9 protein-coding genes are annotated in these 12927 nt (G+C 66.9%); 3 read left to right on the forward strand and 6 right to left on the reverse strand.

From position 1 onward, the window contains the following. The first annotated feature begins 137 nt into the window (after positions 1-137). The 3 genes from BLS75_RS23465 to BLS75_RS23475 all read left to right on the forward strand — a co-directional run bounded on the left by BLS75_RS23465 (position 138) and on the right by BLS75_RS23475 (position 4623). On the forward strand, positions 138-1058 hold the full coding sequence (locus BLS75_RS23465; protein ID WP_011064238.1) for a hydrogen peroxide-inducible genes activator: 921 nt from the start codon (positions 138-140) through the stop codon (positions 1056-1058). Between the two features lie 9 nt (positions 1059-1067). Further along, positions 1068-3143: an ATP-dependent DNA helicase RecG gene (gene recG / locus BLS75_RS23470; protein ID WP_015637474.1), complete on the forward strand. Its 2076-nt coding sequence runs from the start codon at positions 1068-1070 to the stop codon at positions 3141-3143. A gap of 79 nt (positions 3144-3222) precedes the next feature. Continuing rightward, positions 3223-4623, forward strand: coding sequence for an aminoacyl-tRNA deacylase and HDOD domain-containing protein (locus tag BLS75_RS23475; protein WP_011064240.1), 1401 nt, complete (start codon positions 3223-3225; stop codon positions 4621-4623). Positions 4624-4681: 58 nt separating this feature from the next. On the opposite strand, the gene BLS75_RS23480 is transcribed toward BLS75_RS23475, so the two are convergent. The 6 genes from BLS75_RS23480 to BLS75_RS23505 form a co-directional block, all read right to left on the reverse strand. Next, on the reverse strand, positions 4682-5065 hold the full coding sequence (locus BLS75_RS23480) for a hypothetical protein (protein ID WP_015637475.1): 384 nt from the start codon (positions 5063-5065) through the stop codon (positions 4682-4684). 140 nt (positions 5066-5205) lie between these two features. Further along, positions 5206-6135, reverse strand: coding sequence for a type VI secretion system-associated lipoprotein TagQ (tagQ, locus tag BLS75_RS23485; RefSeq protein ID WP_011064242.1), 930 nt, complete (start codon positions 6133-6135; stop codon positions 5206-5208). Positions 6136-6218: 83 nt separating this feature from the next. Continuing rightward, complete coding sequence (locus BLS75_RS23490; protein WP_239690688.1) at positions 6219-7901, reverse strand: formylglycine-generating enzyme family protein; 1683 nt, start codon at positions 7899-7901, stop codon at positions 6219-6221. Between the two features lie 22 nt (positions 7902-7923). Beyond that, positions 7924-9126, reverse strand: coding sequence for an ABC transporter permease (locus BLS75_RS23495; RefSeq protein ID WP_015637478.1), 1203 nt, complete (start codon positions 9124-9126; stop codon positions 7924-7926). Continuing rightward, positions 9126-9842 (reverse strand): ABC transporter ATP-binding protein, encoded by a 717-nt coding sequence (locus tag BLS75_RS23500; protein ID WP_011064245.1) that lies wholly within the window; start codon positions 9840-9842, stop codon positions 9126-9128. Before BLS75_RS23500 ends, BLS75_RS23495 begins: the two co-directional genes overlap by 1 nt. Beyond that, positions 9842-12925, reverse strand: coding sequence for a serine/threonine-protein kinase (locus tag BLS75_RS23505; protein ID WP_072451870.1), 3084 nt, complete (start codon positions 12923-12925; stop codon positions 9842-9844). Before BLS75_RS23505 ends, BLS75_RS23500 begins: the two co-directional genes overlap by 1 nt. Positions 12926-12927: the final 2 nt, after the last annotated feature.

Genomic DNA, 12927 nt, shown 5'->3' on the forward strand with positions numbered 1-12927 from the left:
GGCACCTTCAAGGTGCCCTTCGCATTTGTGCCGCCTGAAGCAGGCATTGGCGGGTGTCGCATTCCACCCTCGGTCTGATAACGTGCGTCTATCGATTGCAGCCGTTATGCTTGGCCGCAACCTCACGGACGCCCGCTATGACTCTTACAGAATTGCGCTACATCGTTACCCTCGCCCAAGAGCAGCACTTCGGCCATGCCGCCGAGCGCTGCCATGTCAGCCAGCCCACCCTGTCGGTCGGCGTGAAAAAGCTTGAAGACGAACTCGGCGTGCTGATTTTCGAGCGCAGCAAGAGCGCCGTGCGCCTGACCCCGGTGGGCGAGACCATCGTCGCCCAGGCGCAAAAGGTCCTGGAGCAGGCCCAGGGCATCCGTGAGCTGGCCCAGGCCGGCAAGAACCAGCTGACCGCACCGCTCAAGGTCGGGGCGATCTACACCGTCGGCCCCTACCTGTTCCCGCACCTGATTCCCCAGCTGCACCGGGTCGCCCCGCAGATGCCGCTGTATATAGAAGAGAACTTCACCCACGTACTGCGCGACAAACTGCGCAACGGCGAGCTGGACGCGATCATCATCGCCCTGCCGTTCAACGAGGCCGATGTCCTGACCCTGCCGCTGTACGACGAACCCTTCTATGTGCTGATGCCCAGCGGCCACCCCTGGACCAAGAAGGAAACCATCGACGCCAACCTGCTCAACGACAAGAGCCTGTTGCTGCTGGGCGAAGGCCACTGCTTCCGCGACCAGGTCCTGGAGGCCTGCCCGACCCTGACCAAGGGCAACGACGGCGCCAAGCACACCACCGTGGAATCCAGTTCCCTGGAAACCATCCGCCACATGGTCGCCTCCGGCCTGGGCATCTCGATCCTGCCGCTGTCGGCCGTGGACAGCCATCACTACGCCCCCGGGGTGATCGAAGTCCGCCCCCTGACCCCGCCCGTGCCGTTCCGCACCGTGGCCATCGCCTGGCGCGCCAGCTTCCCGCGGCCCAAGGCCATCGAGATCCTCGCCGACTCGATCCGCCTGTGCTCGGTGGCCAAGCCGCCCGCCGCGAGTTAAGCGCTCGCAATGACTGAGCTGTCGAAAGTGCCGGTCACGGCACTCAAGGGCGTCGGCGAAGCCATGGCCGAGAAGCTGGCCAAGGTCGGCCTGGAAAACCTTCAGGACGTGCTGTTCCACCTGCCCCTGCGCTACCAGGACCGCACCCGCGTGGTGCCGATCGGCGCCCTGCGCCCCGGCCAGGATGCTGTGATCGAAGGCACCGTCAGTGGCGCCGATGTGGTCATGGGCAAGCGCCGCAGCCTGCTGGTGCGCTTGCAGGACGGTACCGGCGGCCTGAGCCTGCGCTTCTACCATTTCAGCAATGCGCAGAAGGACGGCCTGAAGCGCGGCACCCGTGTGCGCTGCTATGGCGAAGCCCGGCCCGGCGCCTCGGGCCTGGAGATCTACCACCCGGAATACCGTGCCATCAGCGGCGACGAGCCGCCGCCGGTGGACCAGACCCTGACACCGATCTACCCCCTGACCGAAGGCCTGACCCAGCAGCGCCTGCGCCTGCTGTGCCAACAGAGCCTGGCCCTGCTGGGCCCGCGCAGCCTGCCTGACTGGCTGCCGGAAGAGCTGGCCCGGGACTATCAGCTGGCGCCCCTGGACGATGCGATCCGCTACCTGCATCACCCGCCGGCGGACGCCGATGTCGACGAACTGGCCCTGGGGCACCACTGGGCCCAGCACCGCCTGGCGTTCGAGGAGTTGCTGACCCACCAGCTGTCCCAGCAGCGTCTGCGCGACAGCCTGCGCTCACAGCGCGCCCCGGTGCTGCCATTGGCCAGGAAACTGCCGGTCAAGTACCTGAAGAACCTGGGCTTCGCTCCCACTGGCGCGCAACAGCGCGTGGGCAACGAGATCGCCTACGACCTGAGCCAGCCCGAGCCCATGCTGCGGCTGATCCAGGGCGACGTGGGCGCCGGCAAGACCGTGGTCGCCGCCCTGGCCGCCCTGCAGGCGCTGGAGGCCGGCTACCAGGTGGCGCTGATGGCGCCGACGGAAATCCTCGCCGAGCAGCACTTCATCACCTTCAAGCGCTGGCTCGAGCCCCTGGGCCTGGAAGTCGCCTGGCTGGCTGGCAAGCTCAAGGGCAAGGCCCGCAGCGCAGCCCTGGAACAGATTGCCGGTGGCGCACCGATGGTGGTGGGCACCCACGCGCTGTTCCAAGACGAAGTGCAGTTCAAGAACCTGGCCCTGGTGATCATCGACGAACAGCACCGCTTCGGCGTGCAGCAGCGCCTGGCCCTGCGCCAGAAAGGCGTGGGCGGCCGCCTGTGCCCGCACCAGTTGATCATGACCGCCACGCCGATCCCGCGAACGCTGGCCATGAGCGCCTACGCCGACCTGGACACCTCGATCCTCGACGAACTGCCTCCCGGTCGCACCCCGGTGAACACCGTGCTGGTGACCGACAGCCGGCGCATCGAAGTCATCGAGCGGGTACGCGCCGCCTGCGCCGAAGGGCGCCAGGCCTACTGGGTCTGCACCCTGATCGAAGAGTCCGAGGAACTGACCTGTCAGGCCGCGGAAACCACCTTCGAAGACCTTTCCAGCGCCCTCGGCGAATTGCGCGTAGGGCTGATCCACGGCCGCATGAAGGCCCCCGAGAAAGCCGCGGTGATGGCCGAGTTCAAGGCCGGCAACCTGCAACTGCTGGTGGCCACCACGGTGATCGAGGTCGGGGTCGACGTACCCAATGCCAGCCTGATGATCATCGAAAACCCCGAACGCCTGGGCCTGGCCCAGTTGCACCAGCTGCGCGGCCGGGTCGGGCGCGGCAGCGCCGCCAGCCACTGCGTGCTGCTCTACCACCCACCGCTTTCACAGATCGGTCGCCAGCGCCTGGGCATCATGCGTGAAACCAACGACGGTTTCGTCATCGCCGAAAAGGACCTGGAGCTGCGCGGCCCCGGGGAAATGCTCGGCACCCGGCAGACCGGCCTCCTGCAATTCAAGGTCGCCGACCTGATGCGCGACGCCGACCTGCTGCCGGCGGTACGCGATGCCGCCCAGGCCCTGCTGGAGCGCTGGCCGGACCATGTCAGCCCGTTGCTGGAGCGCTGGCTGCGCCACGGACAGCAATACGGCCAAGTGTGAACCAACACTCAGTTAGTGAACCCTCGCCATAACCAAGCTGGTTATACTCGTCAAATTGTAGAAAAACGGATACCAGACCATGACAGAAGTTGCCCTCGACATTGCAACCCCACACGCTCCGTCTGTTATCCGGTTGCTGCTCGGCAAGCTGGCCATCAGCTACAACGAAGTGATCGACCAGCCGGGCCTGCCGGCTGCGCGCAAGGTCCAGGCGGTACTGCTGGACGACGCCGTCGGCGCGCTGATGGTGCTGTTCCCGCAGAGCCAGTTACTGGACCTCAACCGCCTGGCCGAACTCACCGGCCGCCGCCTGACCGCCGTTTCCACCGAACGCCTGGAGCGCATGCTCGGCAAGCACAGCCTGAGCCTGCTGCCCGGCCTGCCGGCGCTCACCAGCTCACCGTGCCTGTACGAAGAAAGCCTGCTGCGCGAGCCCTGCCTGCTGATCAACTCCGGCGAGCCCGGGGTACTGCTGGAGATCACCAGCGAAGCCTTCAAGAGCATGCTCAGCAAAGCCAGCGCCGGCAACTTCGGCGAGCCCCTGAGCAGCATTCGCCCCAACCTCGACCGCCCGGACGATGACCGCGAGGAAATCTCCCAGGCGATGCAGGCCTTCACCGCGCGGCGCATCCAGCAGCGCCTGGAAGCCACCATCGAGATCCCGCCCCTGGCGGAAACCGCGCAGAAGATCATCAAGCTGCGGGTCGACCCCAACGCCACCATCGACGACATCACCGGTGTGGTGGAAACCGACCCGGCCCTGGCCGCCCAGGTGGTCAGCTGGGCCGCCTCGCCCTACTACGCCTCGCCCGGCAAGATCCGCTCGGTGGAAGACGCCATCGTCCGCGTGCTGGGCTTCGACCTGGTGATCAACCTGGCGCTGGGCCTGGCCCTGGGCAAGACCCTGAGCCTGCCCAAGGACCAGCCGCAGCACGCCACGCCTTACTGGCAGCAGTCGATCTACACCGCCGCGGTGATCGAGGGCCTGACCCGCGCCATGCCCCGTGCCCAGCGCCCGGAAGCCGGCCTGACCTACCTGGCCGGCCTGCTGCACAACTTCGGCTACCTGCTGCTGGCCCACGTGTTCCCGCCGCACTTCTCGCTGATCTGCCGGCATTTGGAGGTCAACCCGCACCTGTGCCACAGCTATGTCGAACAGCACCTGCTGGGTATCAGCCGCGAACAGATCGGCGCCTGGCTGATGCGCTACTGGGACATGCCGGAAGAGCTGTGCACCGCCCTGCGCTTCCAGCACGACCCGAGCTACGACGGCGCCTATGCCGAGTACCCGAACCTGGTGTGCCTGGCCGTGCGCCTGCTGCGCAGCCGGGGCATCGGCTCCGGGCCCCACGAGGATATCCCCGACGCCCTGCTGGAACGCCTGGGCCTGACCCGGGACAAGGCGGACGACGTGGTGAGCAAGGTGCTGGAAGCCGAAGTACTGCTGCGGGAACTGGCTTCGCAGTTCAGCCAGGCCTGAGCCCATTCGCCGGCCAGCCCACTCCTGCAGGAGGCGGCTTGCCGGCGAAGTTTCCCGGTCAAGCCTTGGGCTTGGCCTTTTTCGGTTTCAGGTACTTGGTCAGCCCCTGGAACCAGATCACCAGGGCCGGGTTGCCCTTGATCTGGATCGACTTATCCTGAATACCGGTCATGAATGCCAACTGCTTGTTCTTCGCCTGCAGGGTGGCGAAGCCGTAGGCGGCATCCTTGAAGGCGATGGCGAATGCCGGCTCGGGATAGAACCCCGAACGGCTGGTGACGCGCTGGTCCTTGACGAAAAAATGCCGAGCAACCTTGCCGTCGAGCGTCTGCAGCTGGAACACCAGCTCCTTGTCACCCAACTGTTGCTGGAAAGCAGGATTGTTGCGGCTGGCTTTGCCCATCAACAGGCCAAGCACCCAGAGAAGAAAACGGAATTTCATGCACGGCGCCTCAGTGGAATTATTGGATGGCCGGCGCAGTTTAACCTGTAACTCGAAGAGCGCCAGCCGATCTGTTCGATTGCTCGGAGATCGGCTGGCGTTCAACGCTTATCGCGACATCTTGTCAGACAATCGCTAACTCAGACGTTAGGGCAAGGCACCGGTGCCCAGTCACCCAGGTCCGGGTTCTTGCACATGCTGTTGACCTGGGTCTGGCCGGTGGTCGCGACCTTGTTGCTTTCGGCCTGCTTGATCTTGGCATCCTGGATCGACCTCTCGGTGCTCACCGCTTCCTGAGGCACGGTCGGCAGCTTGGGCTGCTTGACCTTCTGTGGCTGTTTTCTCTTGCCACCGGTGGTCACCGTGGTGGTATCGGCGGTGGCGACTTTCACCACGTCGGTACGCTGCACGCCCACTTGCTGCAGATCCTGCTCGTAGGCCTGGTTGTACTTGCTCAGGTCTTCGCTGGCACGGCCGTTCACCGCGGTGATCAGGTCGTTGGACTCTTTCAGGCCGCTGACGATTTCCGCCAGGCGCTTGCGCCCTTCCACGTCATTGATGGTATTGGCCTTGCGGGAGCTGATCAGGCTGTCGAAGGCGCGCTGGTAGCAGGTCTGGGAAGCGCGGGCATAGGCCGTGCTGCGGTCGATGTCGGCCGCGCTCTTGTTGACGTCGGCAGCGTAGGAAGCGATGCGCTGGTTGTCGTCGGCGATCTGCTTCTGGCGCTCGGTGTAGTAACCGGCTGCACCACCGGCCAAGGCACCGCCTGCGGCACCGATGGCGGCGTTGCGGCCACGGTGGTCGCCGTCACCGGTCAGGGCACCGAGCAAAGCGCCGCCAGCAGCGCCCAGGGCAGCACCGGTGACCACCGACTTGGTCATGTCCGAATCCGTGGCGCGCAGGTGCTGCACCGGCTCGTAGCAGCTCGGGTAGTACTCGACCTTGGTGGTCGAGGCGACCTTGGACACCGGAGAGGTCGCGCAACCGGTCAATACGGTGCTGAACCCGGCGGCAACCAACAGCAGGTGACGCTTGGACGTTGAAGCAAATGGGTTGCGGGAAAAAAGCATGTTCGTGATCTCGATTAAGTTTGACCAACTCGGCGCGACGCAATGTCGTCCGAGATCCTCCAGGCTCGACAGACAGCGGCCGGTCATGACTTCTGACCGGTCGATGCGAGCAGTTCCTTCAAAATCGTCGCCGGGTCGGCTCGCCGTTGCTGGCGATAATTCCCGACATGGCGAACGAATAACGTAGCGCGCGTCACCAGGCTCTTGCCGAGCACCGGCTTGCGATTGAGCTCTTCCTTGATTCGTTGAAATTGCGCCTGGATCACCGCGTCGGTGTAACGGGTACCCGTGGCCAGGTTGTCGATGTAGATCGCCACCGCCCCGTCCAGCGCGCTGCGGCCGTTGTCGATGGCTTCGGCGAACAGCTTGGCGCTGGGCTCGTCCTTGGCATCGATGGCCTGCTGCTGGCTCTTCTTCAGGTTGGTCAGGCGGATGTTGTAGTTGTTGATGGTCTCGGCCACCAGTGCCGACGACTGGATCAGGTTGCCGGCCGCTTCCTCGCGCTGCTGGGCGATCAGCGAGACGTTGCGCTTGAGCTCTTCGTTGACCAGCCCCAGCTCCGCCTGCAGGCGCGGGTCGACGCTGGCGGCGATGATGGCGTCCAGGCGCTTGGTGGGGTCCTGGGCGTCGTCGATGGCGTCGGTCAGGGACGCCAGGCGGCCCTCCTTCTGCCACTGGGCAAACAGCTCCTTGTAGCGCGAACGGGGCGCCGACAGCGCGCCGATGGCCACCCGGAAACCGGTGGTTTCGTTGCTCTGCTCAGTGCCGTCGGCGCCAAACAGCGGGTACTCGCGGCGCATCCCGGTGAACAGCGTGCCTTCGCCTTCCAGGTAGTTGCCGCCCTTGACCACGAAACCGCCGTAGGTGCCCTGGCGGCGCCCGGCGCGCACCAGCTGGAAGGACTCCTGGACCATCTCGGCGGCGTTGCCGATCACGTCGAACATGCCGATGGGGTTGGGCAGCTTGGTGCCGATGGGCATCAGGCGCGCGGCCTGGCCGGTGCCGCCGGCCACCTGGTTGAACACCGCCCAGTCCGCCAGCGGGCCGTCGTCTTCGCTGCCCTCCACGCGCCGCGGGAACAGGCGGCCTTCCAGCTCCTGGCGGCTGACCGCCTGGCCGCCGCGGGCGGCGTATTCCCACTCCACCTCGGTGGGCAGGCGCACAAAGCCCAGGCCACCGTCTTCCGAGGAACTGCCACGGCCGCTGACCGGCAGCAGGTCGCGGTGGTTCTTCATCAGCCAGGCGCTGTACACCGCGGCAAAGCGCTCGGCCTCGAAGCGCGACAGCTTGACCTTGGGCAGGCGCCCCTGCAGGCCATCCGGCGCCTCACAGGCCGGGGCCGGATCACCGCTGGCCAGGGACTGGGCCTGGGCCATGACCTGAGCGTACTGGCGGGCAGTGACCTCGTACTTGCCGATGAAATACAGCATTGGCTTGAGGGGCACCCCGGCGCCACTTTTCGGCAGCGCCGGGCCAATGGTCTTGCCCCAGGCGCCAGGCAGGTCCTTGAGGGTGAACTGGCCGTTGATGTAGTCCCGGCGATAGCCGGAAATGAACGACTGCTGGTAACCGCTCTCGCCCTCGCTGAAGGGGTAGCCGAGGTTCACCTCACGGTCGTCCAGGGTGCCCTGGGCCAGCACGTAGACGTAGCGGAACACCATCTCGCCGTCGCAGGGCAGCGGCAGGCTGACGTCGTCCGGCAGCGGCTTGGGGTTGTCCATCTTGTTCGCCGGCTCTTCGGCCCACACGGCCCCGGCCAGGGTCATGGCCAGCACGGTGCTGATCAACTTATACATCGCGAATTCCTTCACAGGCTTCTATGCGCGACACCCGCCAGCCGCCCAGCGCGGCGGCCAGGGTACTGACGCCCAGCGTCGCCAACAGGGCCAGCCCGTAATGGGCCGGCAGCAGGTGGCTGGCGTATTCGCCGGGCGCCTGCATGAACAAATGATTCAGCCCGGCCTGGGCCAGGCCATACAGGGCGCCGCTCAACAGCGCGGCAAAACCGGCGCTGTACAGCGCCTGGGCCACCACGAACAGCAGCAGCGCACCGGTGGAAAACCCCAGCAGGCGCAACACCGACAGCTCCCGGCGCTTGCGCTCCACCGCCGCCAGGGCCCCGGCGAAGATCGCCGCAAAGGCACCCGCCAGGGCCAGCCCGGCGATCACCCAGAAGACGATGGCCAGGTTGCGGCTCAAGGACTGCACCTGGGCTATGGTCTGGGCCTGGGTCGACACCAGCAGGCCGCGCTCGGCGAAATACAGACGCAATGGCTCGACATCCCCCAGGTCGCGGGCATACAGGCGAAACGCCGGGTAAACCCGCTGCCCGGCAGTTGCCTGGGCATCGCCGAGCCAGCCCAGGGCCGCCACAGCGCGTCCGTCGCGGTAATCCTCGGCGGCCTCCAGCAGCGCCAGCGGGGCGAACAGCGCGTCCCGGGCAAAGGCCTCCAGCGGCAGAACGCCCTCCACCTGGACCCGGGTCCGCTGTACCTCGCTGCGCCCCGCCACCTGCCGGCCAAAGGTCGCCTGCAACCAGTCCCCCGGCTGCACCCCAAGCTTCTCGGCGGCGGTGCGGCTGAGCAGCACGCCACTCATGCCCCGGGGCGCCGGCAAGCGCCCGAGCAAGGGGTCGCCGGCCGCGGTGGGGAGCATTTCCACGGTCAGGCCGATATCCCCCGTGCCCCGGGACAGGTCCGCGGTGGCGGCGATCTGCCGGGTACGCGGCAAGGCAAAGGCCACGTCCGGACGCTGCCCCAACTGGGCGATGAAGTCGGCGCTGAAGCGCCCGCCGCCCAGGGGAATGATCTCGCGCACCGCCGGGTCCTTTTCCAGGCGCTCGGTGAGGCTGCTCACCAGCCCGAACTTGAGCCCGAACAGCACCAGCAAGGGGGCGATCACCGCCACCAGGGCCAGCACCGAACAGGCCGACAGCCAGCTGTCGGCCCGGTAGTCCTGCCAGGCCAGTGCCGCGGTCAGGGAGGCGCGCATCAGCAGGCCTCCCCAAGCGTGGCAGTGACTCCGCCATCGGCGTCGCGCTGGCAGGCGATGCGTCGTACCTGCAAGCCGTTGGCCCGGGCCAGGGGTTCGTCGTGGGTGGCGATCACACAGCACACCCCCTGGTCCCGCGACTGCTGCACCAGCAGTTGCATCACCCGCTGAGCGTTCAAGGGGTCCAGGGCCGCTGTCGGCTCGTCCGCCAGCAATACCTGAGGGTTGTGGGCCAGGGCCCGGGCGCAGCTGACCCGCTGGCGCTGGCCCACCGACAGCGCGGCGGGTTTCTTGTGCAGCTGGTCGGCGATCTCCAGGCGCTCGGCCAGGCGCCGGGGAATGCCCTCGTCCGCCAGCCCCAGCAACTGCCGGGGCAGGCTGATATTCGCGCGCACGTCGAGAAAGCCCAGCAGGCCGCCGGTCTGCAGCACATACCCCAGGTGCCGGCTGCGCAACTGCGCCAGCGCGCTGTGGCCGTCGCCGCGCCAGATCCCGGCAATGTCGATGGCATCCCTGGCCGGGGAGAACTCGAAGCGCGCCGCCGAATCCGGGGCCAGCACCAGCGCCAGCAGGTCCAGCAGCGTGCTCTTGCCGCAACCGCTGGGGCCGACCACCGCCAATTGATCACCGGCACGCAGTTGCAGCCTGGGGATCACCAGGCTGTAGCGTTGGCGACCCTCGCCGCGGCTCTTGTGCACCTGCGCCAGATTGAGCATCACGGCAGGGTCGACAACGGAACGCGGTACAGGGCATCACCCGGCTCGGCATCACCGAAGCGCACCCAGTTGGCCAGGTCGTTATGGAAGGTTTCGTAGAGGCGGATCTTCGAATCCAGCTCGTCGATGAAGTCTTCCTGCTCGGCCACGCTCAGGGACAGCCACAGGTCCTGGGTCATGTTCAGCGACTTGCTGCGGTACGGCAGGCCTTCCAGGTATTCCCCCAGCACGCCGCCGTCGGCCAGGTTGCCGCCCTTGCGCAGGGCCGACGGGTCGCGGCTCATGTAGGCACTGGCGCTGGCGATTTCCTGGAAGAAATCCTTGGGCGAGGTCTGGGTCTTGCGCGCCGCGTCGACGATCAGTTTCAGCGACTGCTGCAAGTCGTTGAGTTGCAGCTTGGTGAGCATCACACAGACCTGGAACGCCGGCAGCGCCGGGTTGGTCAGGTCGCGGTCGGCGGTCCAGGCGCTGACCAGCTGGGGCGCCTGGCTGGCGGACTTGCGGCCGAGGAAATCCATGTGCATGGCGTAGCCGATGGCCGCCGACTTCTGCGCGATGCTCGGCGCCGCCGCCAGCACCGGGACTTCCTGGCTCTGGTTGCTGCGCACCTGATGCACCAGGTCGGCGAACACCGTGCCGATCTCGTCGACCCGCTCGCCGAACTTGCCCACATCGCCGCCGGGCACCGGAATGTACAGGTCGCCGATTTTCGGGTTGGCGTCGGCGGTCAGCACCCGGTACTGGGTTTCCGCCTGGGCGTGGTTCTTCTTGCCGGCATCGGTACGCAGGTGCAGGGCGTAGATCTTGATCTGCTTGCCCAGGGCTGCCTGGCGCACTTCCGCCTCGTTCATCTGGGTGCGGCTGTAAGGGTCGTTCTTGCGCAGCGCCCCGGCATCGCTGACCAGCAGGATCAGGCGGCCGCCATAGCCCTTCCAGTCCATGCCCTCCACGGCCTGCATCACGCCGGCAAAGGCGTCTTCGTTGAACGAATGGCTGGAGACACTGGTGGCCTTGACCTGGCTCACCAGCTCCTGGAAGCGCTGGGGATCGCGACCCTGGTCCAGGGTCACCAGGGTCTTGGTCACGTACTCCAGGCCCGGGGTCTTGCTGGTGTTGTTGCGAAAGCCCACCAGGCCGAAGCTGACGCTGTCCAGCTCGCCGCGCTGGGCGATCTTGCTTTGCAGCTCGTGCACCACATCGCGCACCTGGTCGATGTAGGGCTGCATCGACACCGAGGTGTCCACCACCAGCACCACCGCAGTGCGGAAGGCATCGCCGGCCGCCGGCGGAGCATTGGCCGGCAGGCGCTTGCCGCTACTGTCGCTGATGCTCTGCGGGCTGTTGCCCGGGTCGATGGAAGCCACATTGAGCAACTGCACCGGCTGGCCGTTCTCGTCGAAACTCTCCTTGGAATCGAAGATCGGCAGCAGGTAGAACTGGTCCTGTGGCACCGCGCTGGCGTTGGGTTCCAGGGCCAGCACCTGCTGTTCGTCCTGGGGATTCTTCTGTGCCTTGAGCAGCAGGTTCTTGGCCGCCGCAGGGTCCGCCAACAAACGCTCCAGCTCGCTGGCCTGACGCACGAACATCACCGGTGCACGACCGGAACGCTCGGTGAATTTCAGCACCAGGCTCTGCTTCCAGTCGCTGACCTGTTCGGCCGGCAACCAGCCGGCGCTGCGACCGTCACTGGCGGCCCCCAGGCGCAGCCAGGAGCGGCCGTCGAGGTTCTTGCGCTGATACACGTAGAGCACCGAGAACGCCGGCACCGCCTGGCCCGGCGCAGCCCCAGGCTCGCTGGAGAAACTCGCCCCTGGCTTGCTCAGCACCCGCTGGAACAGGGTTTTCTTGCCCGGCATCAGCAGTGGTCGCTGGCCGCCGTCGACATCCGCGGCCACCGGCTGACTGGCCGGGGGCGCCACCACCGCAGGCGTGGTGCCGGCTGTCGAGGCGGTCTTGGGTTCTGGCGCCGGGCTGTCGCCCGACAGCCACCAGTAACCGGCGCCCGCCACTGCCAGGGCCACCGCCACGGCGACCCCGGCCAGGGCCAGCACCGGGCCGCGCCGCTGTTCGGAAGGCCCGCTGCCGGCTGGAGGCAGATTGGCCGTGCGCGGCGGCGCGGGCGGCTCCTCGGGCGGCTCGCGGCGCGGCGCCGGTCGGGGCGCCTGCTGCGGGATCTCGATGGACACCGGGGTCAGCCCGGCCAGGTCGTTGCTCTGAGGTACAGGCTGCGACGCAGCCTGGGGTGGCAGCGGCAAGGGCTGGATCAGCGTCGCTTCCACCTCGGAGGTGGCGGCCGGCAGGTTGTCCAGGGCCGCCAGCAAGGCGGCGGCATCCGGGTAGCGCTCGGCCGGGTCCTTGGCCAGCAGCTTGCGCAGGATGTGCTGGTAGCGACCGTGGTGCAGCGGCAGCTCCGGCAGCGGCTCGGTCAGGTGGGCCAGGGCCGTGGACAGCGCGTCGGTGCCGTTGTAAGGCAACTCGCCCACCAGGATTTCATACAGCACCACCCCCAGGGCATAGAGGTCGGCGCGGCCGTCGATGTCCTGGCCACGAGCCTGTTCGGGGCTCATGTAGCTCGGGGTGCCCACGGCAAAACCGGCCTGGGTGAACTGGGTGCGGTCGTCCAGGGACTTGGCGATGCCGAAGTCCGAGAGCACCGCGGTGCCGTCGGCGCGGAACAGGATGTTGGCCGGCTTCACATCGCGGTGTACCAGCCCCTGGGCATGGGCATAGCCCAGGGCCGAGGCGATCTGGCGAATGTAGGTCAGGCCCTGCTCCGGGGTCAGCCCGGCGGCGATGCGCTCTTTCAGCGTGCCGTTGGGCAGGTACTCCATGGCCATGTAATACAGCTCGCCGACATTGCCGATGTCGTGGATGGTCACGGTGTGCGGGTGCGACAACCGCGCCAGGGTCTTGCCCTCGCGCAGGAAGCGCTCGCAGAAGCTCGGGTCGGCGGCCAGCGCCGCGGCCATCACCTTGAGTGCCACCTTGCGTTCCAGGGAACGCTGGGTCGCCAGGTACACGCTGGCCATGGCGCCTTCGCCAATTTCGCCCTGGATGTCAAAGCCGGGAATCAGAATGTCCATGG

It is taken from the genome of Pseudomonas sp. NFPP12, from assembly GCF_900103205.1.
Lineage (GTDB): Bacteria > Pseudomonadota > Gammaproteobacteria > Pseudomonadales > Pseudomonadaceae > Aquipseudomonas > Aquipseudomonas protegens.